This is a genomic window from Pseudomonas sp. P1.8, assembly GCF_001269805.1.
GTDB lineage: Bacteria > Pseudomonadota > Gammaproteobacteria > Pseudomonadales > Pseudomonadaceae > Aquipseudomonas.
In genome coordinates this window covers 30,691-54,931 of record NZ_LHVM01000017.1, presented here as the reverse complement: position 1 = coordinate 54,931, position 24,241 = coordinate 30,691, and the positions used below count along the sequence as shown (strand labels likewise).

Sequence of the window (24,241 nt, the reverse complement as noted above, 5' to 3'; positions counted from 1 at the left end):
CTATCCTCACTGAGCCGCGACGGCGGGCGTGTTGAGCAACACGATCGCAGCGGTCACCAGCATGTTGACGAGGGTCAGCGGCAAGCAGAACTTCCAGCTGAAATCCATCACTTGGTCATACCGTGGGCGCGGAATCGAGGCGCGCAACAGAATGAAGATCATGATGAAGAACGCGGTTTTCAGTGCGAACCAGATGAACGGGATCTGCGGCAGGATGCCGAACGGACCGTGCCAGCCACCGAAGAACAAGGTCACCAGCAGCGCCGAAATCAGCACGATACCGATGTACTCGCCGACGAAGAACATGCCCCATTTCATGCCGGCGTATTCAATGTGGTAACCGTCGGCCAGTTCCTGTTCCGCTTCCGGCTGGTCGAACGGGTGACGGTGAGTCACGGCGACGCCAGCGATGAAGAAGGTCAGGAAACCGAAGATCTGCGGAATGATGAACCACAGGTTCTGCGCTTGGTATTCAACGATGTCGCGCATGTTGAACGAGCCGACCTGGATCACGATGCCCATCAGCGACAGGCCCATGAACACTTCGTACGACACGGTTTGTGCCGAGGCCCGCAAGCTGCCCAGCAGGGCAAACTTGTTGTTGCTCGACCAACCGGCGAACAGCACCGCGTAGACCGACAGGCCAGCCATGGCGAAGAAGAACAGGATGCCGATGTTGATGTCCGCCACGCCCCAGGTCGGGGTGATCGGGATGATCGCGAAGGCAATCAGCAGGGCGCTCATGGCGACTACCGGTGCCAGGGTGAAGATCATCTTGTCGGCGAATGGAGGCGTCCAGTCTTCCTTGAAGAACATCTTGATCATGTCGGCGGCGATCTGGAACGCGCCGAACGGACCCACGCGGTTCGGACCGTAACGGTCCTGCCAGAGGGCGAGCAGACGACGCTCGACCCAGCTGAGCAGGGCACCGCACACCACCACGGCGAGCAGAATCACCACGGCCTTGAGGACCGCGATGATCACGTCGATCACTTCAGGAGTGAACCAGGTCATTGAGCTGCCTCCTGCAGACCGTCAACGGATTTGCCAAAGATCGCTGGCGGAATGCCGGCGATGCCCGCAGGCAGTGCGACCAGACCGGCGCCCAGCTCTTCGTTGATGCGCAGCGGCAGACGCAGGGTCTGGCCGGCCACGTTCAGGCTCAGCATGGCACCGTCGTTGACGCCCAGACGGTCGGCTTCGGACTTGGCCAGTGCAACATAAGCCGCCGGAATGCGTTCCTGAACCGGAGCGGCTTTGGAAGAGTTCTCTTCGCTGCCGAACAGGTGGAAGAACGGCACAACCTGCCAGGTACCTGGAGCAGGGTTGAACGCGCGCGGAACACTGGCGAACCAGTTCAGCGAATCACCAGCGCTTTCGATCAGGCGGGTGCCCGGGTCGCCAGCGCGGATGTGACCACCGACTTCGTCCTGGAACTTGTTCCAGGCTTGCGGCGAGTTCCAGCCCGGAGACCAGGCGAATGGCACTTGCTGACGCGGTTCGGCCGAGCCCGAGTAACCTTCCATCGAGAAGGCAAACGCGGTGTCCTTGTCTTGCGGGGTACGCGGTTCGTGCACGCTGATGTCGGCGCGCATGGCGGTACGACCGGAGTAACGCAGCGGTTCGCGGGCCAGTTTCATGCCCTTGATGCGGAACGCGGCGGACGGTGCGGCATCGACGATGCGATTGAGGATCGACGTGCTCGAAGCAACGGCGGCGGTGGCGTGGTCCAGCTGGGTCCAGTCAATCGGCTGGTTCAGCAGGGTGGCGCGCAGGGCATGCAGCCAGCGCCAGCCTTCGTGAACCAGGATGCTGGCATCCATGTACTTCGGATCGAAAACCTGGAAGAAGCGCTGGGCGCGGCCTTCCTGGCTGACCAGCGTACCGTCGCCCTCGGCGAAGCTGGCGGCCGGCAGAACCAGGTGCGCGCGGTCGCTGGTGGCAGTCTTCTGATGGTCGGCAACGATCACCACTTTCGCGGCGGTCAGGGCGGCATCAACCTTGGTTTTGTCGGTACGGGTGTACAGATCGTTTTCCAGCACGACGATGGCGTCGGCTTTACCGTCGATCACGGCTTGCAGCGCGGCGTCGACCGATTCACCACCGAGCATGGCCAGGCCGAGGCTGTTGGCCTCCGGCACGATCAGGCTGATGGAACCGTTCTTCTCGCGCAGCTTCAACGCTTTGGCGATGTTCGCGGCGGCTTCGATCAGGGCTTTGGAGCCCAGGGAAGTGCCGGCGATGATCAGTGGGCGCTTGGCCGCGAGCAGGGCGTCGGCGATGCGCTTGGCCAGTTCGAGGGCTTCGGCGTCCAGGCCTTCAACGGCCGGTGCGCTGGCGTCGAGGGCGTGAGCCACGGCGAAACCGATGCGGGCCAGGTCGTCTGGAGCGGCGTGAACGCACTCTTCGGCGATGTCGTCGAGTTTGGTTTCAGCCAGGCTGGCGATGAACAGCGGGTTCAGCGCGTGCTGACCGATGTTCTTCACCGCGGCGTCGAGCCAAGGCTGAACGCGCATGGCGTCGGCCATGTCTTCAGCTTTGCCTTTGACCGATTGACGCAGGGACAGGGCCATGCGCGCAGCAGTTTGAGTCAGGTCTTCACCGAGGACGAACACGGCGTCGTGGTCTTCGATGTCACGCATGTTCGGTACCGGCAGCGGGCTGTCTTTGAGCACCTGCAGGACCAGACGGATGCGTTCCAGTTCGGACGCTTCGATACCCGAGTAGAAGTGCTCGGCACCGACCAGCTCGCGCAACGCGTAGTTGCTTTCGAGGCTGGCGCGAGGCGAACCGATACCGACGATGTTGCGACCGCGCAGCAGGTCGGCAGCTTTATCCAGCGCTTCGTCGAGGCTCAGCTTGGCGCCGTTGGCCAGCAATGGCTGACGCGGGCGGTCTTCGCGGTTGACGTAGCCATAGCCGAAACGGCCACGGTCGCACAGGAAGTACTGGTTCACCGAACCGTTGAAACGGTTTTCGATGCGACGCAGTTCGCCGTAACGTTCGCCCGGGGAGATGTTGCAACCGCTGGAGCAGCCATGGCAGATGCTCGGCGAGAACTGCATGTCCCACTTGCGGTTGTAGCGCTCGGAGTGAGTCTTGTCGGTGAACACACCGGTCGGGCAGACCTCGGTGAGGTTGCCGGAGAACTCGCTTTCCAGGGTGCCGTCTTCAACGCGACCGAAGTACACGTTGTCGTGGGCGCCGAATACACCGAGGTCGGTGCCGCCAGCGTAGTCTTTATAGAAGCGCACGCAGCGGTAGCAAGCGATGCAGCGGTTCATTTCGTGGGAAATGAACGGGCCCAGTTGCTGGTTCTGGTGGGTACGCTTGGTGAAGCGGTAACGGCGCTCGTTGTGGCCGGTCATTACCGTCATGTCTTGCAGGTGGCAGTGACCGCCTTCTTCACAGACCGGGCAGTCGTGAGGGTGGTTGGTCATCAACCATTCAACAACACTGGCGCGAAAGGCCTTGGATTCTTCATCTTCGATGGAGATCCAGGTGCCGTCGGTGGCAGGCGTCATGCAGGACATCACGATACGACCACGGGTGTCGTTCTCGTCGGTGTACTGCTTGACCGCGCACTGGCGGCAAGCGCCAACGCTGCCTAGGGCAGGGTGCCAGCAGAAATAAGGAATATCGAGGCCTAGCGACAGACATGCCTGTAACAGGTTGTCTGCCCCATCGACTTCGAGCTCTTTGCCGTCTACGTGGATAGTGGCCATGGTTCAAAGTTCTTCGTTGGCCCGGTGTCAGCGGGCGTGGCTAATGGAATCTTGTTATCCGCGTGAATCAACACAGCCGTTAAAGGCGTCATCACACGAAAAGCGAAGGGCACGGACCCTTCGCCTTTTTTAAGCGTTTACGCGCCGACTACGATCGGCCTTGCCAGAGGCGGGACGGCGGCGCTGACAGGCGCGATACCGGCTTCGAACTCAGGACGGAAGTATTTGATTGCGCTGCCCAACGGCTCCACGGCGCCCGGTGCGTGAGCACAGAAGGTCTTGCCTGGGCCGAGGAAACCGACCAGACCCAGCAGGGTCTCGATGTCGCCGGGCTGGCCTTCACCGTTCTCGATGGCCATCAGGAGCTTGACGCTCCATGGCAAGCCATCGCGGCACGGGGTGCAGAAACCACAGGATTCGCGGGCGAAGAACTGCTCCATGTTGCGCAGCAGGGACACCATGTTGACGCTGTCGTCCACCGCCATGGCCAGGCCGGTACCCATACGGGTGCCTACTTTGGCGATGCCGCCGGCGTACATTTGTGCGTCCAGGTGTTCCGGCAACAGGAAACCGGTACCGGCGCCGCCAGGCTGCCAGCACTTGAGCGTGTAACCGTCGCGCATGCCGCCGGCGTAGTCTTCGAACAGCTCGCGACCGGTGACGCCGAACGGCAGTTCCCACAGGCCCGGGTTCTTGACCTTGCCGGAAAAGCCCATGAGCTTGGTGCCCATGTCTTCGCTGCCTTCACGAGCCAACGATTTGTACCAGTCCACGCCGTCGGCAATGATCGCCGGCACGTTGCACAGGGTTTCAACGTTGTTCACGCAAGTCGGCTTGCCCCACACGCCTACGGCGGCAGGGAAGGGCGGCTTGGAGCGCGGGTTGGCGCGGCGGCCTTCGAGGGAGTTGATCAGTGCGGTTTCTTCACCGCAGATGTAACGCCCGGCACCGGTGTGGACGAACAGCTCGAAATCGAAGCCGCTGCCCAGAATGTTCTTGCCCAGCAGGCCCGCCGCCTTGGCTTCTTCCACGGCACGGTTCAGGTGCTTGGCGGCGGTGGTGTATTCGCCACGCAGGAAGATGTAGCCACGGTAGGTTTTCAGCGCGCGAGCACTGATCAGCATGCCTTCGATCAGCAGATGGGGCAGTTGCTCCATCAGCATGCGGTCTTTCCAGGTGTTCGGCTCCATTTCATCCGCGTTGCACAGCAGGTAGCGGATGTTGATGGATTCGTCCTTGGGCATCAGGCCCCACTTAACGCCAGTGGGGAAGCCTGCACCGCCACGGCCCTTGAGGCCTGCGTCTTTCACGGTCTGGACGATGTCGTCCTGAGCCATGTCGGCGAAAGCCTTGCGTGCAGCGGCATAACCGTTCTTGGCCTGGTACTCGTCGAGCCACACGGCTTCGCCGTCGTCACGCAGACGCCAGGTCAGCGGATGAGTCTCGGCCGAACGCTTGATGCGGTTGGCCGGACCGAAAGAAGTCAGGGTCATACGTAGCCCTCGAGCAATTTGGCAACGCCTGCTGGCTGCACATCACCGAACGTGTCGTCGTCGATCATCAACGCCGGCGCCTTGTCGCAGTTGCCGAGGCAGCAGACCGGCAGCAGGGTGAAACGACCGTCGGCGGTGGTTTGACCCAGGCCGATGCCGAGCTTGCTCTGGATTTCGCTGACCACGGACTCGTGGCCGCCGATGTAGCAGACCATGCTGTCGCAGACGCGAATGATGTGACGGCCCACTGGCTGACGGAAGATCTGGCTGTAGAACGTCGCCACGCCTTCAACGTCGCTCGCCGGGATGCCGAGGATCTCGCCGATGGCGTACAGAGCGCCGTCCGGCACCCAGCCACGTTCCTTCTGGACGATCTTCAGGGCTTCGATCGACGCCGCGCGCGGGTCTTCGTAGTGATGCAACTCGTGCTCGATGGCCGAGCGCTCGGTTTCACTCAAGGTGAAACGGTCTGTCTGGATAAGCGTGCTGTTCATGCTTAGCGGTCCACGTCGGCCATAACGAAATCGATACTACCCAGGTACGCAATCAAATCCGCGACCATGCTGCCTTTGATCACCGAAGGGATCTGCTGCAAGTGCGGGAAGCTTGGGGTACGAATCCGGGTGCGGTAGCTCATGGTGCCGCCATCGCTCGTCAGGTAATAACTGTTGATGCCCTTGGTCGCTTCGATCATCTGGAAGGATTCGTTGGCCGGCATGACCGGGCCCCACGAAACTTGCAGGAAGTGCGTGATCAAGGTTTCGATGTGCTGCAGGGTGCGCTCTTTCGGCGGCGGCGTGGTCAGCGGGTGATCCGCCTTGTACGGGCCTTCCGGCATGTTGCGCATGCACTGGTCGATGATCTTGATGCTCTGGCGCATTTCTTCGACGCGCACGATGCAACGGTCATAGGCATCGCCATTGGCGGCCAGCGGCACTTCGAATTCGAAGTTCTCGTAGCCCGAGTACGGACGCGCTTTACGCAGGTCGAAATCGCAACCGGTCGAACGCAGGCCGGCACCGGTGACGCCCCATTCCAGGGCCTCTTTGGTGTTGTAGGCGGCGACGCCGATGGTCCGGCCACGCAGGATGCTGTTGTCCAGTGCGGCTTTCTGGTATTCGTCCAGACGCTTTGGCATCCACTCGACGAAGTCTTTAACCAGTTTTTCCCAGCCACGAGGCAGGTCGTGGGCGACACCACCGATGCGGTACCAGGCCGGGTGCAGACGGAAACCGGTAATGGCTTCGATCACCGTGTACGCCTTCTGGCGGTCGGTGAAGGTGAAGAACACCGGGGTCATGGCGCCGACGTCCTGGATGTAGGTACCCAGGAACAACAGGTGGCTGGTGATCCGGAAGAATTCGGCCATCATGATGCGGATGACGTCGACCTTCTCCGGCACCTTGATGCCGGCCAGCTTCTCGACCGAGAGCACGTACGGCAGGTTGTTCATCACGCCGCCGAGGTAGTCGATACGGTCGGTGTACGGGATGAAGCTGTGCCAGGACTGACGCTCGGCCATCTTCTCGGCACCACGGTGGTGGTAACCGATGTCCGGAACGCAATCGACGATCTCTTCACCGTCCAGCTGCAGGATGATGCGGAATGCACCGTGCGCCGAAGGGTGGTTCGGGCCGAGGTTGAGGAACATGTAGTCCTCGTTCGGGCCGGAACGCTTCATGCCCCAGTCTTCAGGCTTGAAGCGCGCGGCTTCTTCCTCGAGCTGTTGCTTGGCCAGCGTCAGGCTGAACGGATCGAACTCGGTGGCACGGGCCGGGAAGTCCTTGCGCAGCGGGTGACCTTCCCAGGTCGGCGGCATCATGATGCGCGTCAGGTGCGGGTGGCCTTTGAAGTCGATGCCGTACATGTCCCAGACTTCGCGCTCGTACCAGTTGGCGTTCGGCCAGATGCTGGTGACGGTCGGCAGACTGAGATCGCTTTCGGACAGCGCGACCTTGATCATGACGTCGCTGTTACGCTCGATCGACATCAAGTGGTAGAACACGGAGAAGTCGGCGCCGCTTGGCAGCCCTTGACGCTTGGTGCGCAGACGCTCGTCCACGCCGTGCAGGTCATAGAGCATGACGTACGGCTTGGGCAGGTTGCGCAGGAAGGTCAGGACTTCGACGAGTTTGGCACGGGCAACCCAAAGCACCGGCATGCCGGTGCGGGTAGGCTGGGCGGTGAACGCCTCCGGGCCAAAACGGTTGTTCAGTTCGACGACCACATCCTGGTCGTCTGCCTTGTAAGGCGGGATGTACAGAGCACTGCCTGTAGTCATGGTTATTTATCGCTTTCGGTCAACGTAAAGAATGAAGCCAGTTTCTCGTTCTATTAAAGAAGCAGATCTGGATCAGACTTCGTCGGGGCTGCGCAGGTTGGTGACTGCGATACGCTGTTCGCGGCGCTTTTCCTTTTCGGAAGGCATCTCGGCGCGATAAACGCCTTGATCGCCAACGACCCAGGAAAGTGGACGACGCTCCTGGCCAATCGACTCCTGCAACAGCATCAAGCCTTGCAGGAAAGCTTCAGGGCGGGGCGGGCAGCCAGGCACGTAGACGTCCACGGGCAGGAACTTGTCCACCCCTTGAACGACCGAGTAGATGTCGTACATGCCACCGGAGTTGGCGCACGAACCCATGGAGATGACCCATTTAGGCTCGAGCATTTGCTCGTAGAGACGCTGAATGATCGGCGCCATCTTGATGAAGCAGGTACCGGCGATAACCATGAAATCCGCCTGACGCGGCGATGCCCGGATAACCTCGGCGCCAAAGCGCGCGATGTCGTGGGGCGCCGTGAAGGCGGTGGTCATTTCCACGTAGCAGCACGAAAGACCGAAGTTATACGGCCACAGGGAGTTCTTGCGTCCCCAGTTGATCGTGCCGTTAAGCACGTCTTCGAGCTTGCCCATGAAAATGTTTTTGTGGACTTGATCTTCTAACGGATCGGAAACGGTTTCCCGTTCGCCAATCGGATACTGCTCGTTAGGAGCATCGGGGTCGATCCTGGTGAGATTGTATTGCATTGCCAAAGCCTCATTGTTTCAGCTTCGCTTGCCGCTTGCGCCGAGCTTCCGGAGCCCAGTCAAGGGCGCCCACTCGGAATAGGTAGACAAGGCCTGCCAACAGAATTGCTATGAAAACGAGAGCTTCGACGAATCCGGTCCAGCCGCTTTCGCGGACGGACACAGACCATGCAAAGAGAAAGAGGGCTTCGATATCGAAGATCACGAAGAGCATCGCGACCAGATAGAATTTGGCTGAGAGCCGCAAGCGGGCGCCACCTGTAGGTAGCATGCCGGACTCGAACGGTTCGTTTTTGCTGCGGCCCCAGGCTTTTGACCCAAGGAGGCTGGAGACGCCCAGCATGAAGGCGCAGAGGCCGACGACGCCTAGAAGGAAAATGGCAAAGCCCCAGTTGTGGGCCATGAGTCCTGTCGCTTCGGGCATGCTGGTAATCCTTAACAGAGAGCAAAGGTCTCTGAGCTTGAAAAAGTAACAACGCAGTGACGATATGTCGCAGCAATCAATCCCGCTGATTTTATGGCTAAACACCCGACAAGTAAAATTCCTATAGCGAAATTAATTATAGGAATAAGGACATAGCCAGGGGTGAAAGCGCCGTAGCCCTTGCCTCGTGGGCATTATCCGGGTTTTTTTGAAAATATGTTTTGTTGGGAATGTAACGAATAAAGTTATATCTAAATGATAATCAGTATTGTTTGTCGTGGATTTTAAAGTGTTTGTTTGGTGGGGAGTTGGGAAGTTGTCTTATAGGGGGGGATTTGCAAGTAGTGGTGGGGTGGGGTTTGGTGGATTTCGGGCGATCGGGGGCGCCTGATTTGATTTTACTCCTTTGTCGCCGACCTGCTGCCCCCTCCCGGCCCATTCATCCTGTAGGAGCTGCCGAGTGAAGCGAGGCTGCGATTTTGTGATCTGCTTTTTAGAAACAAGGCAAAAGATCGCAGCCTCGTTTCACTCGGCAGCTCCTACGGGGCCGGAGTTTTTCGGAAATTTCCTACGGATCATTCATTTTCAAACGAGCGACCTTTCTTAAACATGGGTTAACGCTTGATGTTTCAAGGTTGGCAGCGGGCGGTTGTCACGTAGATTCAAAAGCTGGATAGCTGGCATCGAAGTCGCATTCGGTCTGACTGCAGGGGCCGCACGACGGTCCCCTTGCCAGCGCTTTCTCACAGGTAAAGGTTCAAACTCGGGGCGCAATGGATGAAAGGACGTCACCCACTGAAATTGATCGGTCTGGCCGAAGGGATGCGCAATATCGTTTTGCTCCGGCTGCTGTTCGTCATGTCCAATGCCTTGGGGCCTTTCGCGGCCTTGTTTTTCCAGCGTCATTATCAGCTCAGCGGTTCGGCGGTGGCCTTGGTGATCACGCTGATGTCGGCGTTCTATCTGGTGGGCAATCTGTTGGGTGGGGCGCTGGTCGGGCGTTGTTCATTCCGAGTGCTTTTGATGGGTACCTCGTCCTGTTCGTCGTTTTTTTGTTGTTCGCTGCCGTGTCCGGCACGTCAATCGCTTCCATTGCGATGGTGTTGATGTTCATGCTGTGTGCGGGCCTGATCACTCCCGTGTTCAGTGTGCTTACGTCCTTGGTGGCGGATGAAGGCAACCGTATCGCCTCATTTGGCTATTTGCACCTGGCCAGTAATCTGGGAGGTGCGCTGCTGTTTGTGGTCGGTGGGTATTTGCTCGGCCTCGACAGTCGCTACCTGATGCTCTTTGCGATGGCAGTGAGTCTGTTGTGCTTTTTAGCCAGTGCCATGCTGACGCTGCCGGAACGTAATAGCGCTGTGCTCGATAGCAGAGGATTTTCTCTCGGCGCGATGATCGCCGTGCCAAGGATGGTGGTCGTTGCGGGCGCCATGTTCTTTGCGTTGTCGGTGCTGGATGCGCAGCGTGAGTATCAGTTGCCTCTATGGCTTGACGTGGTAACGGCGGGGAGGGCCGCCAGCCTGTTCGGTGCTGTAGGTATCGTCAATGCGCTACTGGTGATCGTGTTGACGCAACCGCTGATTGCGTTGACGTCGCGTTTTGGGGCGTTCGCCAATCTGTCTCTGGCGGCGGTTTTTTATGGTGTCGGATTTGGTGCCTATGCCTTTTTCGAGCAGACAGTCCTGATCCTGTCATTTGTGTTCTTCTGGACGTTGGGTGAGATTCTCGGCATTACCTACATCACGGCGTTAATTTCACAGAAAACCACATTGCAAACCCAGGCCAGTCTCTTTTCCCTTATTCCGACAGTGCTGGCGGGTGCCAGGATGGTTTCCGTTGGGCTGGGCGCCTCTTTGATCGCCGAGGTCGGCTTTCAGCTCAGCTGGAGCCTCTATGGACTGGTGGGCGTTCTGTTCGGAGGCGGATGTCTTCTGGTTGCTGCCAGAAAGGCGGCAGTGCCCAGTGTCCCTTCGCCGGACAGGAGTTGAAGTAATGCTTGCGTCATCGGTACTCGGTCCGCGGTGATGCAGTTCCTGTATGAGCTTGTGGAATTGCAGGCAAAAAAAACGCCCCGAACCAGTCGGGGCGTCAGATGTGCGGCGCTGCGGTTTCTACTCGGTCCGCAGCGGCCGTTTACTCAAGCGAAGCAGATCAGTGGAACTGTTCTTCTTCAGTCGAACCGGTCAGTGCGGTTACCGAGGACGAGCCACCCTGGATCACGGTGGTCATGTCGTCGAAGTAGCCGGTGCCCACTTCCTGCTGGTGCGCCACGAAGGTGTAACCCTTGGAAGCGTCAGCGAATTCCTGCTCTTGCAGCTTCACGTAGGCAGTCATGTCGTTGCGGGCGTAGTCGTGCGCCAGGTTGAACATGCTGTGCCACATGTTGTGAATGCCGGCCAGGGTGATGAACTGGTGCTTGTAACCCATGGCTGACAGTTCGCGCTGGAACTTGGCGATGGTCGCGTCGTCCAGGTTTTTCTTCCAGTTGAAGGAAGGCGAGCAGTTGTACGACAGCAGTTGGTCCGGGTATTCCTTCTTGATCGCTTCAGCGAAGCGACGAGCCTCGTCCAGGTCTGGCTTGGCAGTTTCGCACCAGATCAGGTCGGCGTACGGAGCGTAAGCCAGGCCGCGGGCGATTGCCTGGTCCAGGCCAGCGCGTACTTTGTAGAAGCCTTCCTGGGTACGTTCGCCGGTCACGAATGGCTGGTCGTACGGGTCGCAGTCCGAAGTCAGCAGGTCAGCAGCGTTGGCGTCGGTACGGGCCAGGATGATGGTCGGAGTACCGGCAACGTCAGCTGCCAGACGGGCAGCGGTCAGCTTCTGTACGGCTTCCTGGGTAGGAACCAGTACCTTGCCGCCCATGTGGCCGCATTTTTTCACGGAGGCCAGTTGGTCTTCGAAGTGAACGCCAGCGGCGCCTGCTTCGATCATGCTCTTCATCAGCTCGTAAGCGTTCAGTACGCCGCCGAAACCGGCTTCAGCGTCAGCAACGATTGGCGCGAAGTAGTCGATGTAGCCGTCGTCGCCCGGGTTCTTGCCGGCTTTCCACTGGATCTGGTCGGCACGACGGAACGAGTTGTTGATGCGCTTGACCACGGTTGGAACCGAGTCCACCGGGTACAGCGACTGGTCCGGGTACATCGATTCGGCGGAGTTGTTGTCCGCAGCCACTTGCCAGCCCGACAGGTAGATGGCCTGGATACCGGCTTTGACTTGTTGTACAGCCTGGCCGCCGGTCAGGGCGCCCATGCAGTTGACGAAATCTTTCTCAGGGCGGAAGGCAGGCTTGGCACCCTGGGTGACCAGGTTCCACAGCTTCTCGGCGCCCATTTTTGCAAAGGTGTGCTCAGGTTGAACCGAGCCACGCAGACGGACGACGTCAGCAGCGGAGTAAGTGCGTGTCACGCCTTTCCAGCGCGGGTTTTCAGCCCAGTCTTTTTCGAGGGCTGCAATTTGCTGTTCGCGTGTCAGTGCCATGGAGATAAACCTCGTCGCGTCTTTTATGAAAAGTTGTAGTGCGGTGGAAAATTCCTGCGCTCGCTGACCAGAAGCTTGGGGGTCAGGTCGGGTCCGGCGGGGAGGGCGACGGGATGAACGATGGGCTCGAGGGGAAGTGAGCAGGTAAAGGCTGACTGCGGGCGCATTCGGGCGTCGTGGGCCTTGGTACGAACATCAGTGTGGTGCCGGGTTACCTATTACGCTTCCGTCCCTCGGGACAACTTCGTTCCAGTCGACAACCTCGTCAAACACACCTTGTAGGCGGTACAGACACGAAGCGGTTCGCGGGGTAGTTGCGAACATCGCCTCGAAGGCCCTTGCCAGGGCCTCTGATTAGCGGGAGCGAGGCCATCATGCCTTCGCTTTTTTGCCTCGTCAAACGTTTTGTAGTGCTTTTTTTCAAGCACTACATCTTTGGTCTAATACGACTCCTCAGTCAGTTTTTGGTGCTTTAGTCCAGGGTGTCGACTTTTACCCGCAAGGTCATGTCGTCGCGGCTTTGGGTCGCGTAGCTGCGGCTCATGCCCTGTTTGTCGGCTTGTGTCTGGCCATTTACCCCGGCCAGCAGGATCCACTCACCAAGGCGACCGGTGACGGTTGTGTCGGTGCTTTGCACGTTCACTACATCGGGGCGTTCCTGGCTCATGCGGTCACGGTTGGTGCTGATGGACAGGTGGACGATATCGCCGGTGACGTTTGCGGTGACGTAGAAACCTTGTGTGACGTTGCGGTATTCGGTCTGACTGCGCAGGTCGCCGTAGGAGTCGGTCTGCGAACTGGTCAGCGGCACGCTTTGGCCGACCTGGATCAGTGCGGGTGTGCCTTCACTGGCCTGCACTTGCTGGGTGCCACCGTCACGACTGTCGGTGCTGTAACTGATGATGCGGGTCTGGCTTGGCTTGGTGCCGTTCACTGAGTAACCCTGATCACCCTGAGCGTTGCTGTCGCTGGTGTCGACCGTGATCAGCAGGCGCTTGGGTGCGGTATCGAGTTGCGAAATAAGGGCTTTAAGTTCGTCGATCTTGCGTTGATCGGCATTGACGATGAGTTGATTGCCGTAAGCGCTGACTTGGCCGTCCTTGCCGATGAAATCCTGCGCCACCGGCAGCAGATTTGCACTGGTCTGGTAGTTCAGGGGCACGATTTCGGTGGCTGCCATGACCGAAAAACTGCAGGTCACCAGTAGGGTGGTGAGCAGGGTGCGTAGGGACATATCCGTTATCTCCGACTTTGTGGTGTGTGTAGGAGCGAGCTTGCTCGCGATGGGCGTGAACGATATCGCGCGTTGTCTGGAAAGAATGCGGCGCCCTCAAGTTCATCGCGAGCAAGCTCACTCCTACAGGTGTTGATAGTGCCAGTTTGTCGGCCTTGGATGGGGCAAGTTGAATGGTAGACAGCAAAACGCCCCGGCATCCGAAGATGGCGGGGCGTTTTGTGATGTTTGCATGCAGCTTTTGTGGCGAGGGAGCAAGCTCCCTCGCCACAAGGTCTTAAGCAGAATGGCGAACCATGTCTACGTGCGGAATCCCTGCTTCCAGGAACTCTTCGCTGACCATATGAAAGCCCAGGCGCTCATAGAACGCCGTAGCCTGCACCTGGGCGCTCAGCATCTGCTGCTTCAGTCCACGCTCTTCGGCTTCACCGATGACCGCTTGCATCAGTGCATCGCCGACCTTCAAGCCGCGCCAGTCCTTGAGCACCGATACCCGGCCGACATGACCGTCGGGCAGCAGGCGGGCGGTGCCAATCGGAAAGTCGCCTTCGTAGGCGAGAAAATGCACTGCATCAATGTCATCAGCGTCCCATTCCAATTCTGGCGGAACGGATTGCTCGGCAACGAACACCGTCTCACGAATGCGCCGGATCTCGGTGTTGTCCTTCTGCCAGTTTGCGACACGTACGTGAATCTTATTCATCGGCGAACCCCAGGCTTCCCTGCTTGACCAGTTCACACAGCAGGCCGCGGCCGTCTTCGTCGCTCAGCCATGCACCCAGGTTGTCGACGTGCAGCGCGTCGGCGGCGCAGATCATCTTCAGCAGTTCGCGCAGTTTGCCCGGCAGATAACGGCTCTGGCCGCTGGCGAACAGCAGCAGGTCGTCATCGACTTCAGACCAGGCCAGGCGTGCGCTCGGATTGCGGATCAGTACCGCGCCTTCTTCCAGTGCGCTCAGGACGTCGTCTTCTGCGATGTCTTCCGGGCCAACTACCAGCTCAGGGTAACGCGGCTCGGTCATGAATTGGCCGAACCAGGTCAGCAGCAGGCGCTCGTCGCTCATGTGCTCGGCCAGCAGGCTTTTCAAGCGGTCGAGTGCGTCATGCTGGATCTGGTGTGGATCGGTCGCAGGCTGCGCGTCGGCGTCCGTGTAGCGCTCTTCGTCCGGCAGAAACTGGCTGAGGAAGTCGGTGAAGTGGGTCAACACTTCAGCAGCGCTTGGAGCGCGGAAACCGACCGAGTAGGTCAGGCAGTCGTCGACGGCCACGCCGCAGTGAGCCAGGCGTGGTGGCAGGTACAGCATGTCGCCCGGTTCCAGAACCCACTCATCGGTGGCTTCGAATTCAGCGAGGATTCGCAGGTCCGCGTGTTGCAGCAGCGGGCTTTCGGAGTCGCACATCTGGCCGATCTTCCAGTTGCGCTTGCCATGGCCTTGCAACAGGAACACGTCGTAGTTGTCAAAGTGTGGACCGACACTGCCACCTGGGGCGGCGAAACTGATCATGACGTCGTCGATGCGCCAGCTTGGCAGAAAGCGGAAATTTTCCAGCAGCTCGCTGACTTCCGGTACGAACTGGTCAACGGCTTGAACCAGCAGGGTCCAGTCACGTTCCGGCAGCTTGCTGAATTCATCTTCGGCAAATGGGCCGCGACGCAATTCCCATGGGCGCTCGCCATTTTCGATGATCAGTCGCGATTCGACTTCTTCTTCCAGTGCCAGGCCGGCCAGTTCGTCGGCGTCGATCGGGCTCTCGAAATCAGGAATCGCCTGGCGGATCAGCAGGGGTTTTTTCTGCCAGTAGTCGCGCAGGAACTCGCGTGCCGTGATACCGCCCAGAAGTTGCAGAGGAATGTCAGGATTCATGTGTAACCTATTGAAAAAAAGCACTTTCCATACGGGAATAAAAACGCCCGGCGCGGCCGGGCGTCTTAAAGGGGTCTAGCGGTCGATCAGATGCGTTTGGCTTGCTCTACAGCGTTACCGATGTAGTTCGCCGGGGTGAGCAATTTCAGCTCAGCCTTGGCGGCGGCCGGCATGTCCAGGCCGTCGATGAAAGTTTGCAACGCTTCGGGGCTGATGCCCTTGCCGCGGGTCAGTTCTTTCAGCTTTTCGTACGGGTTTTCGATGTTGTAGCGACGCATCACGGTCTGGATCGGCTCGGCCAATACTTCCCAGCAAGCGTCCAGGTCAGCGGCAATCTTTTGCTCGTTGAGCTCCAGTTTGCTGATGCCTTTGAGGCTGGCTTCGTACGCGATCACGCTGTGGGCAAAGCCGACGCCGAGGTTGCGCAGCACGGTGGAGTCGGTCAGGTCGCGCTGCCAGCGGGAGATTGGCAGTTTGCTCGCCAGGTGCTGGAACAGTGCGTTGGCGATACCCAGGTTGCCTTCGGAGTTTTCGAAGTCGATCGGGTTGACCTTGTGTGGCATGGTCGACGAGCCGATTTCGCCAGCGATGGTGCGCTGCTTGAAATAACCCAGGGAGATGTAGCCCCAGATGTCGCGGTCGAAGTCGATCAGGATGGTGTTGAAGCGTGCAATCGCGTCGAACAGCTCGGCAATGTAGTCGTGCGGTTCGATCTGCGTGGTGTACGGGTTGAAGCCCAGGCCCAGCTCGTCTTCGATGAAGGCGCGGGCGTTGGCTTCCCAGTCGATCTCGGGGTAGGCCGACAGGTGCGCGTTGTAGTTGCCGACAGCGCCGTTGATCTTGCCCAGCAGCGGCACGGCAGCGACTTGAGCGATCTGGCGCTCCAGACGGTAAACCACGTTCGCCAGTTCTTTGCCCAGGGTGGTCGGCGAGGCCGGTTGACCGTGGGTGCGCGACAGCATTGGCACGTCGGCGAAGCGGATGGCCAGTTCGCGGATGGCGTTGGCGGTCTGGCGCATCAGCGGCAGCATCACATCATCGCGGCCTTCGCGCAGCATCAGGGCGTGGGACAGGTTGTTGATGTCCTCGCTGGTGCAGGCAAAGTGGATGAACTCGCTGACCTTGGCCAGTTCCGGCAGCTTGGCCGCTTGCTCTTTGAGCAGGTATTCGATGGCTTTGACGTCGTGGTTGGTGGTGCGCTCGATCTCCTTGACACGCTCGGCGTGCTCCAGAGAGAAGTTTTCCGCCAGGGTATTGAGCACAGCGTTGGCTTCGGCGGAGAACGCCGGCACTTCGCTGATGGCAGGGTGAGCGGCCAGGCGCTGGAGCCAGCGCACTTCAACCAGAACGCGGGCACGGATCAGGCCGTACTCGCTGAAAATTGGGCGCAGGGCCTGGGTTTTGCCGGCGTAGCGGCCGTCAACAGGGGAAACCGCAGTGAGCGAAGAAAGCTGCATGGGGTGTTCTCGGACAGTCGGGCAACGAAATGGGGCGCGTATCATACATGAAAAAATCCGCCGGTCCGTCGCCAACTGACCGGCGTATTACGCGTATTGCTTGGTTCGGGTCTTTCGATGCGAGTTATTCGTTACGCATCAACGGGTAAAGCTCTTTGAGCAATTTGCGGCGACTGATCACCAGCTGCCAGCGATGCCCCCCCAATTGCCGCCAAAGGCGGGCAGAACGAATGCCGGCGAGCAGCAGGGCGCGAATTTTCGAGGCGTTGCTCGGTTGTTGCAGATTGCGCATGTCGCCGTGGACCTGGATGCGTTGGCGCAGGGTGCTCAAGGTGTCCTGATACAGCGCGCCGCACGCGGCGATCACGTTTTCGTGGGCCGGGCCGAAATGTTCGACCTGGGACTGAATCTGCGGCAGGCGTTTGCCGATCACTTCGAGCATGTCGTCGCGCTTGGCCAGCTGACGCTCAAGACCGAGCATCGCCAAGGCATAGCGCAGTGGTTCGCGCTGCAGGGCGCTCGGGTCGCGTTCGAGAGCGCCGATCAGGGCGCGATAGCCTTCGCGCAGGTTGATGTCGTCGCCACCATAGACTTCCAGCGTGTCCTTGGGGTCGCGAATCAGCAGGCTGCCGAGCATGCAGGTCAGGCCCGCCTCGTTGGTCTGGCCGGTCTTGGCGATCCTGTCCACCAGCACGGCGGCGAGAAACACGCCGCCCAATGCTGTCAATTGCTCCTGAATGGGGTTCATATGGCCTGGCCCTTGCTCGTCCACGGCTCTGCAACTTCGATCACGCCGCCACCGAGGCAGATTTCACCGTCGTAGAACACCACGGACTGGCCTGGTGTGACCGCGCGTTGTGGATCATCAAAAACCGCGCGATATCCGCTGGCGGTTTTTTCCAGGGTGCACGGCTGGTCACTCTGGCGATAACGAACCTTGGCGGTCAGCTTGCGCGGCTGGCTCAGGTCGATCGGGTTGACCCAGTAGATGTCTGAGGCGAGCAGGGCGCGAGAGAACAGCCATGGGTGATCATTGCCCTGGCCAACGATCAGTTCGTTGTGTTCCAGGTCCTTGATCAGCACGTACCACGGCTCGTCGCTGGCGTCTTTCAAGCCGCCAATGCCCAGGCCCTGTCGCTGGCCGATGGTGTGGTACATCAAGCCGTGGTGACGACCGATGATTTCGCCTTCGGTGGTCTTGATTTCGCCCGGTTGCGCTGGCAGGTACTGCTTGAGGAAGTCGCTGAAGCGGCGTTCACCGATAAAGCAGATTCCGGTGGAATCCTTTTTCTTGGCGGTCGCCAGCTCGTATTTCTCGGCAATCGCACGAACCTGCGGTTTTTCCAGCTCACCGACCGGGAACAGGGTCTTGGCGATCTGCTCTCCGCCCACGGCGTGCAGGAAGTAGCTCTGGTCCTTGTTCGGGTCCAGGCCCTTGAGCAGTTCGGTACGGCCGTCGATGTCGCGGCGACGCACGTAGTGGCCGGTGGCGATCAGGTCGGCGCCAAGCACCATGGCGTAGTCGAGGAACGCCTTGAACTTGATCTCGCGGTTGCACAGGATGTCCGGGTTCGGCGTGCGTCCGGCCTTGTATTCGGCCAGGAAGTGCTCGAATACGTTGTCCCAGTACTCGGCGGCGAAATTGGCGGTGTGCAGCTTGATGCCAATCTTGTCGCACACGGCCTGGGCGTCCGCCAGGTCGTCCATGGCGGTGCAGTATTCCGTTCCATCGTCTTCTTCCCAGTTCTTCATGAACAGGCCTTCCACCTCATAACCCTGCTCGATCAGCAGGAGGGCAGAAACGGAAGAGTCCACGCCGCCGGACATGCCGACAATGACGCGCTTCTTTTGTGTGTCAGAAGGGGCTGGATCACGCATAGGGATTTAATGAGTGTCTTGAAAAAGGACGCGATTCTATCAGGCTGGAGCCTGCATGGCTAAAGAGAAGGGCGGATCAATTCGAGGCCAAAGTGTGGGCCTGCCAGATAGTCGTCGATGCAACGGATGATCAGCTCGCTGCGCCAGGTGTCGCGCTGCTCGATTAATTCCTCACGGGTCAACCACTTGGCCCCGACGATGCCGTCGTCCAGTTGGTAATCGGGGTGGTGTTTCAGTGGTTTGGCAATGAAGCAGACCCGCTGGTAGGTCACGCCGTTGCTCGGGGCGGTGTAGAGGTAAATACCTACGACGCCGGTTGCTTCGACATCCCAGCCGGTTTCTTCGAGGGTTTCGCGCACAGCGGCCTCGGTGAGGGTTTCGTTCGGGTCCAGGTGGCCAGCGGGCTGGTTGAGTACCACTCGCCCGTGCTTAAGCTCCTCGACCATCAGGAAGCGGCCGTTGTCTTCGACGATGGTGGCGACGGTGATGTGGGGTTTCCAGTCCATGAGATGTCCTCAATTCTGATGTTGAAATACAAACCTGTAGGAGCCGGCTTGCTGGCGATAGCGGCGTATCAGTCAACGAAGATATGAATGATAAACCGCTATCGCCAGCAAGCCGGCTCCTACAAGGGGGGGGCGTAGATCCCCACAAACACAAACCCCGGCACGGGGCCGGGGTTTGTGATGTTCCCTTACAACCTTACACCAGCGCAGCAACTGCCGCGTTGAAGGTCGCGCTCGGGCGCATGGCCTTGCTGATCAGCTCGGCGTCGGCGTGGTAGTAACCGCCGATGTCGACTGGCTTGCCCTGAACGGCGTTGAGTTCGGCAACGATAGTCGCCTCGTTCTCGGTCAGGGTTTTGGCCAGGGTCGCGAACTGCGCTTGCAGTGCCGCGTCTTCGGTCTGGGCAGCCAGGGCTTGAGCCCAGTACAGCGCCAGGTAGAAGTGGCTGCCGCGGTTGTCGATGTTGCCGACTTTGCGCGATGGCGACTTGTTGTTGTCCAGGAACTGGCCAGTGGCCTGATCCAGGGTCTTGGCCAGAACCAGCGCCTTGGGGTTGTTGTAGTTCACGCCCAGGTGCTCGAGTGAGGCGGCCAGGGCCAGGAACTCACCCAGGGAATCCCAGCGCAGGAAGTTTTCTTCCAGCAGCTGCTGAACGTGCTTCGGTGCCGAACCGCCAGCGCCGGTTTCGAACAGGCCACCGCCGTTCATCAGCGGCACGATCGACAGCATCTTGGCGCTGGTGCCCAGTTCCATGATCGGGAACAGGTCAGTCAGGTAGTCGCGCAAAACGTTGCCGGTCACCGAGATGGTGTCCTTGCCGTCGCGGGTGCGTTGCAGGGTGAATTTCATTGCGTCGACCGGCGCCATGATCTGGATGTCCAGACCGGCAGTGTCGTGATCCTTCAGGTAAGCCTGAACTTTCTCGATCACTACGCCGTCGTGGGCGCGCATCGGGTCCAGCCAGAAAATCGCTGGAGTGCTGCTTGCGCGAGCACGGTTGACGGCCAGCTTGACCCAGTCCTGGATCGGCGCGTCTTTGGTCTGGCACATGCGGAAGATGTCGCCGGCTTCAACCGACTGTTCCATCAGCAGGTTGCCCTTGCTGTCGGTGACGCGAACAACGCCGTCAGCCTTGATCTGGAAAGTCTTGTCGTGGGAACCGTACTCTTCGGCTTTCTTCGCCATCAGGCCAACGTTCGGCACGCTGCCCATGGTGGTCGGATCGAACGCGCCGTTGGCTTTGCAATCTTCGATCACGGCCTGGTAGATGGTGGCGTAGCAGCGATCCGGGATCACAGCCTTGGTGTCGTGCAGCTGGCCGTCGGTGCCCCACATCTTGCCGGAGTCACGGATCATGGCTGGCATCGAGGCGTCGACGATGACGTCGCTCGGCACGTGCAGGTTGGTGATGCCTTTGTCGGAGTTGACCATCGCCAGCGATGGACGAACAGCGTAGACCGCTTGAATGTCAGCTTCGATCTGCGCTTGCTGCTCGGCCGGAAGGGCCTTGATGCGAGCGTACAGGTCGCCGATGCCGTTGTTCAGGTTGAAGCCGATCTGTGCCAGCACGTCAGCGTGCTTGGTCAGTGCGTCTTTATAGAACTCGGCAACGATCTGGCCGAACATGATCGGGTCGGAGACCTTCATCATGGTGGCTTTCAGGTGAACCGACAGCAGCACGCCTTGTGCCTTGGCGTCTTCGATTTCGGCCGCGATGAAGCTGCGCAGGGCGTTTTTGCTCAGTACCGCGCAATCGAGGATCTCACCGGCTTGTACGGTGGTTTTTGCTTTCAGGACGGTGGTGGTGCCGTCTTGAGCGATCAGCTCGATTTTCACAGCGTCAGCGGCTTCGATCAGGGCAGCTTTTTCGCTGCCGTAGAAATCACCGGTGCTCATGTGCGCGATGTGGGACTTGGAGTCCTTGGCCCAGGCGCCCATTTTGTGCGGGTGCTTGCGAGCGTAGTTTTTGACCGACAGCGGAGCGCGGCGATCGGAGTTGCCTTCGCGCAGAACCGGGTTCACGGCGCTGCCCTTGATTTTGTCGTAGCGGGCCTTGGCTTCTTTGTCGGCGTCGCTGGTGACGGTTTCAGGGTAGTCCGGCAGTGCGAAGCCTTGAGCTTGCAGCTCTTTGATCGCGGCTTGCAGTTGCGGAACCGAGGCGCTGATGTTTGGCAATTTGATGATGTTGGCTTCAGGCGTAACGGCCAGAGCGCCCAGTTCGGCGAGGTGGTCGGCTACGGCTTTGTCACCCAGTTGCTCGGGGAAGCTGGCCAGGATGCGCCCTGCAAGAGAGATATCGCGGGTTTCCACGGCGATATCAGCCGAGGCGGTGAAAGCCTCTACGATAGGCAACAGTGAATAGGTGGCGAGGGCAGGAGCTTCGTCGGTGAAGGTATAGATGATCTTCGAGCGGGTGGGCATATTCGGATTAACTCTCTCTTCTTTGCTAAAGCGTGCGCAGAAACTCGAGGTGCGCCGGGTAAGCGCGTTCGTTCAAAGTCATCCATGAGCCGAATATCGAGATTTCGTTGCTGTGATGTTGGGTGCATCAGTAGGGCGTCAAGTAGCCGGACTGCGATAACAGACCGGCTCATCTGGCTGAAACACTCGTCATAGAGCTGTTCAGTCCATCGTGACCCTTTAGTCAGCGGCGGCATTATACATAGGTTGCTGGCAATCTGCCGATGGTTCATACACGACAAATATCGTCCATTGGTCTAAAGGTCGCAGGGGCGAACCAGGCGCAATGTCACTCGTCGTGCTCGCTTTTGGCATTTTTCCCTTTGCTTTCAGGCTTGTAGCGCGCCAGTTGTGCGGGTTGGCAGCAGATGGGCGGAACATAGGGTTTGCGCGCCGATTTAACTGGGTTACGCTCGAACCAAGCCAGATGTTCAATCCAATCAATGGAGTTCAGCATGGGTTACAAGAAGATTCAGGTTCCAGCCGTCGGCGACAAAATCACCGTCAATGCAGACCATTCTCTCAATGTTCCTAATAACCCGATCATCCCCTTCATCGAAGGCGACGGCATTGGTGTCGACATCAGCCCGGTCATGATCAAGGTTGTCGATGCTGCTGTTAAGAAGGCTTACGGTGGCGAGCGCAAGATTTCCTGGATGGAAGTGTACGCCGGGGAGAAAGCGACTCAGGTTTACGATCAGGACACCTGGCTGCCTCAGGAAACCCTGGACGCAGTCAAGGATTACGTGGTTTCCATCAAGGGCCCGCTGACCACCCCGGTCGGTGGCGGTATTCGATCCCTTAACGTGGCCCTGCGCCAGCAACTCGACCTGTACGTTTGCCTGCGCCCGGTTCGCTGGTTCGAAGGCGTGCCAAGCCCGGTGAAGAAGCCAGGTGACGTCGACATGACGATCTTTCGCGAGAACTCCGAAGATATCTACGCCGGTATCGAGTGGAAAGCCGGTTCGCCGGAAGCGACCAAGGTCATCAAGTTCCTCAAAGAGGAAATGGGGGTCACCAAGATCCGTTTCGACGAAAACTGCGGCATCGGCGTCAAGCCGGTTTCGCTGCAAGGCACCAAGCGTCTGGCGCGCAAGGCCCTGCAATATGTGGTCGACAATGATCGCGACTCGCTGACTATCGTGCACAAAGGCAACATCATGAAGTTCACCGAAGGTGCCTTCAAGGAGTGGGCCTACGAAGTGGCGGCTGAAGAGTTCGGTGCGACCCTGCTCGACGGTGGTCCGTGGATGCAATTCAAGAACCCGAAAACCGGCAAGAACGTCATCGTCAAGGATGCCATCGCCGACGCCATGCTCCAGCAGATCCTGCTGCGCCCGGCCGAGTACGATGTGATCGCGACCCTGAACCTGAACGGCGACTACCTTTCTGACGCCCTGGCGGCGGAAGTGGGCGGTATCGGTATCGCGCCGGGGGCCAACCTGTCCGACACCGTGGCGATGTTCGAGGCCACCCACGGTACTGCGCCGAAGTACGCCGGCAAGGACCAGGTCAATCCGGGGTCGCTGATCCTGTCCGCTGAAATGATGCTGCGTCACATGGGCTGGACCGAAGCAGCCGACCTGATCATCAAGGGCACCAACGGCGCAATTTCCGCCAGGACCGTGACCTATGACTTCGAACGTCTGATGGAAGGCGCGAAGCTGGTTTCCTCTTCCGGCTTCGGCGATGCGTTGATCTCGCACATGTAAGCAAGCAACAGGCGCACAAAAACCGCCCGATTCAGTTGATGGATTCGGGCGGTTTTTTTTGACTGGATGACGGTGCGGTCTTAGGCCGTCACGGTCTGTTGCTCGGCAGGTGTCGTGATTGTCGAAGCCTCTACAGGGTTGCCGATGTTGACGGCATGCAAGCCTTTTGGCCCCTGGATGATTTCGAAGGTGACAACCTGGCCGGCTTTCAGTGTTCTATAACCATCCATTTGAATGGCTGAATAGTGGGCAAACAGGTCTTCTGTCTTGCCGTCCTCGTTAATGAAACCGTAACCCTTGGCGTTGTTGAACCATTTGACCTTGCCGCTGACCTTGACGCCTGACATACCCAACTCCCTCTGCAACAGACTCCATCACTGGAGTATCATCCAGTTTATCCGCAGTCACTTCTTAGAAAAAAGTTGACTCCGCGGACCTTTTTTACCCACTGTGGGCTCTATTGGTTGTAACACCGTTTTGCCGATAGTCAAGGTGACCAGGCAGTCGGAGTTGAAATCGTCCAGGGCCGCCCCCACCACTGTATTTGCACAACTGACGAACCTTTCTTTCCATGCATGCAATCAGCCAGATTCGACTAACATTCAATCAGGATCGCCCGACTCTCCAGAAAGATCGCCCGGAGGAACACGACGACGATTCCGCAGGCATTGCTGTTCAGGAGGCCAAGCCTGCACTCCAGGCGCCGCCCATGTACAAGGTGGTTTTGTTTAATGATGACTACACACCGATGGATTTCGTCGTCGAAGTGCTCGAGGTGTTTTTTAACCTGAATCGCGAGCTGGCGACCAAGGTCATGCTGGCCGTCCATACCGAAGGACGGGCAGTATGTGGAGTGTTTACCCGCGACATCGCCGAGACCAAGGCCATGCAGGTCAACCAGTACGCCAGGGAAAGCCAGCATCCGCTACTCTGTGAAATCGAGAAGGACGGTTAATCGCCGACCACTTGGGTATGAGG

General features: G+C 59.0%; 22 protein-coding genes. 3 read left to right on the top strand and 19 right to left on the bottom strand.

Translation table 11 applies throughout. From position 1 onward, the window contains the following. Positions 1–6: 6 nt before the first annotated feature. From nuoH to AD668_RS30065, 8 genes are all read right to left on the bottom strand, one after another. Positions 7–1,014 carry an NADH-quinone oxidoreductase subunit NuoH gene (gene nuoH, locus AD668_RS19660; RefSeq protein WP_053161451.1) on the bottom strand — a complete coding sequence of 336 codons (1,008 nt, stop codon included), beginning with the start codon at positions 1,012–1,014 and terminating at the stop codon, positions 7–9. Then, positions 1,011–3,725, bottom strand: a complete 2,715-nt coding sequence (nuoG, locus tag AD668_RS19655) for an NADH-quinone oxidoreductase subunit NuoG (protein WP_053161450.1) — start codon at positions 3,723–3,725, stop codon at positions 1,011–1,013. Before nuoG ends, nuoH begins: the two co-directional genes overlap by 4 nt. A gap of 137 nt (positions 3,726–3,862) precedes the next feature. Then, a complete protein-coding gene (nuoF, locus tag AD668_RS19650; RefSeq protein ID WP_053161449.1) occupies positions 3,863–5,218 on the bottom strand; it encodes an NADH-quinone oxidoreductase subunit NuoF in 1,356 nt (451 codons plus the stop codon). After that, positions 5,215–5,712, bottom strand: coding sequence for an NADH-quinone oxidoreductase subunit NuoE (gene nuoE, locus AD668_RS19645; protein WP_008020715.1), 498 nt, complete (start codon positions 5,710–5,712; stop codon positions 5,215–5,217). Before nuoE ends, nuoF begins: the two co-directional genes overlap by 4 nt. A gap of 2 nt (positions 5,713–5,714) precedes the next feature. Further along, positions 5,715–7,499 (bottom strand): NADH-quinone oxidoreductase subunit C/D, encoded by a 1,785-nt coding sequence (gene nuoC / locus AD668_RS19640; protein WP_053161448.1) that lies wholly within the window; start codon positions 7,497–7,499, stop codon positions 5,715–5,717. Between the two features lie 72 nt (positions 7,500–7,571). Next, on the bottom strand, positions 7,572–8,246 hold the full coding sequence (locus tag AD668_RS19635) for an NADH-quinone oxidoreductase subunit B family protein (RefSeq protein WP_007946424.1): 675 nt from the start codon (positions 8,244–8,246) through the stop codon (positions 7,572–7,574). 10 nt (positions 8,247–8,256) lie between these two features. Further along, on the bottom strand, positions 8,257–8,670 hold the full coding sequence (locus tag AD668_RS19630) for an NADH-quinone oxidoreductase subunit A (RefSeq protein ID WP_003223812.1): 414 nt from the start codon (positions 8,668–8,670) through the stop codon (positions 8,257–8,259). 603 nt (positions 8,671–9,273) lie between these two features. Next, positions 9,274–9,576, bottom strand: coding sequence for a hypothetical protein (locus tag AD668_RS30065; RefSeq protein ID WP_256220730.1), 303 nt, complete (start codon positions 9,574–9,576; stop codon positions 9,274–9,276). 95 nt (positions 9,577–9,671) lie between these two features. On the opposite strand from AD668_RS30065, the gene AD668_RS19625 reads away from it, so the two are divergent. Next, the gene (locus AD668_RS19625; protein WP_256220729.1) at positions 9,672–10,661 is read left to right on the top strand and encodes an MFS transporter; all 990 of its coding nucleotides are present in this window, start codon (positions 9,672–9,674) and stop codon (positions 10,659–10,661) included. Between the two features lie 163 nt (positions 10,662–10,824). Here AD668_RS19625 and aceA read toward each other — a convergent pair whose 3' ends face one another. The 10 genes from aceA to AD668_RS29685 all read right to left on the bottom strand — a co-directional run bounded on the left by aceA (position 10,825) and on the right by AD668_RS29685 (position 22,008). After that, positions 10,825–12,150, bottom strand: a complete 1,326-nt coding sequence (gene aceA / locus AD668_RS19620; RefSeq protein ID WP_034146910.1) for an isocitrate lyase — start codon at positions 12,148–12,150, stop codon at positions 10,825–10,827. Positions 12,151–12,622: 472 nt separating this feature from the next. Further along, entirely contained in the window at positions 12,623–13,384 is a 762-nt protein-coding gene (locus tag AD668_RS19615; RefSeq protein WP_053161447.1) for a secretin N-terminal domain-containing protein, read from the bottom strand. A 277-nt stretch (positions 13,385–13,661) separates the two neighbouring features. Continuing rightward, positions 13,662–14,087 (bottom strand): GNAT family N-acetyltransferase, encoded by a 426-nt coding sequence (locus AD668_RS19610; protein ID WP_053161446.1) that lies wholly within the window; start codon positions 14,085–14,087, stop codon positions 13,662–13,664. After that, entirely contained in the window at positions 14,080–15,249 is a 1,170-nt protein-coding gene (locus tag AD668_RS19605) for a cupin domain-containing protein (RefSeq protein ID WP_053161445.1), read from the bottom strand. The genes AD668_RS19610 and AD668_RS19605 overlap by 8 nt, the downstream gene beginning before the upstream one ends. Before the next feature lie 86 nt (positions 15,250–15,335). Beyond that, positions 15,336–16,706: an adenylosuccinate lyase gene (purB, locus tag AD668_RS19600; RefSeq protein WP_007972090.1), complete on the bottom strand. Its 1,371-nt coding sequence runs from the start codon at positions 16,704–16,706 to the stop codon at positions 15,336–15,338. Positions 16,707–16,830: 124 nt separating this feature from the next. Beyond that, positions 16,831–17,454, bottom strand: coding sequence for a high frequency lysogenization protein HflD (gene hflD / locus AD668_RS19595; protein WP_053161444.1), 624 nt, complete (start codon positions 17,452–17,454; stop codon positions 16,831–16,833). Next, complete coding sequence (gene mnmA / locus AD668_RS19590) at positions 17,451–18,584, bottom strand: tRNA 2-thiouridine(34) synthase MnmA (RefSeq protein WP_053161443.1); 1,134 nt, start codon at positions 18,582–18,584, stop codon at positions 17,451–17,453. Before mnmA ends, hflD begins: the two co-directional genes overlap by 4 nt. A gap of 59 nt (positions 18,585–18,643) precedes the next feature. Beyond that, on the bottom strand, positions 18,644–19,090 hold the full coding sequence (locus AD668_RS19585) for an NUDIX hydrolase (protein ID WP_053161442.1): 447 nt from the start codon (positions 19,088–19,090) through the stop codon (positions 18,644–18,646). A gap of 196 nt (positions 19,091–19,286) precedes the next feature. Continuing rightward, entirely contained in the window at positions 19,287–21,512 is a 2,226-nt protein-coding gene (locus AD668_RS19580; RefSeq protein WP_053161441.1) for an NADP-dependent isocitrate dehydrogenase, read from the bottom strand. Between the two features lie 328 nt (positions 21,513–21,840). Next, a complete protein-coding gene (locus AD668_RS29685) occupies positions 21,841–22,008 on the bottom strand; it encodes a hypothetical protein (protein WP_172681844.1) in 168 nt (55 codons plus the stop codon). On the opposite strand from AD668_RS29685, the gene icd reads away from it, so the two are divergent. Then, positions 22,007–23,263, top strand: coding sequence for an NADP-dependent isocitrate dehydrogenase (gene icd, locus AD668_RS19575; RefSeq protein ID WP_053161440.1), 1,257 nt, complete (start codon positions 22,007–22,009; stop codon positions 23,261–23,263). The two genes, AD668_RS29685 and icd, sit on opposite strands and share 2 nt — an antisense overlap. An 80-nt stretch (positions 23,264–23,343) precedes the next feature. Here the strand turns inward: icd and cspD are convergent, their stop codons facing one another. Further along, positions 23,344–23,610 carry a cold shock domain-containing protein CspD gene (gene cspD / locus AD668_RS19570; RefSeq protein WP_053161439.1) on the bottom strand — a complete coding sequence of 89 codons (267 nt, stop codon included), beginning with the start codon at positions 23,608–23,610 and terminating at the stop codon, positions 23,344–23,346. 224 nt (positions 23,611–23,834) lie between these two features. On the opposite strand from cspD, the gene clpS reads away from it, so the two are divergent. Beyond that, positions 23,835–24,218, top strand: coding sequence for an ATP-dependent Clp protease adapter ClpS (gene clpS / locus AD668_RS19565; RefSeq protein WP_020799529.1), 384 nt, complete (start codon positions 23,835–23,837; stop codon positions 24,216–24,218). The last annotated feature ends 23 nt before the right edge of the window (positions 24,219–24,241 follow it).